This is a genomic window from Tamlana crocina, assembly GCF_012037625.1.
Genome location: NZ_JAAVJS010000450.1, coordinates 1 through 373 on the forward strand (window position 1 = coordinate 1; position 373 = coordinate 373).

Sequence of the window (373 nt, forward strand, 5' to 3'; positions counted from 1 at the left end):
CGAGATCCAAGGTAATAAAAGTTACCTCCTTGAGATCATAAGCCAGCCCATAATTTCTTCTCAGATCATAGATGATCCATTTTTGATCTGCGTACCTGCTTTTAAAATGGGTTTTGATCAGTGGCAACACATTGAAATCGGGTTCTATGGCAGCAAAATAAACGGCATCACGGTTAAGCCTGAAACGTATAAATGCCTCCATCCTGTGCTTCTCCCGCCCGACTTTTTTTGCGACCTGTGCCACCTTCAAGACCGCCGGATGTGAAAAATCCCTGTCTACCGCTGCATCTTCAGCAATAATATATCTTATCATCGCGAGCAGCTGCCTTTCAATACCGTTGGTCTCGCTTAGAAAGGCATATTTAATGTCCCT

General features: G+C 44.0%; 1 protein-coding gene. It reads right to left on the reverse strand.

Annotation, left to right across the window (positions count from 1 at the left end; translation table 11 throughout):
- The coding region (locus HC176_RS17545; protein WP_167920293.1) for a TIGR03915 family putative DNA repair protein at positions 1 to 373 on the reverse strand (373 nt) is incomplete at both ends.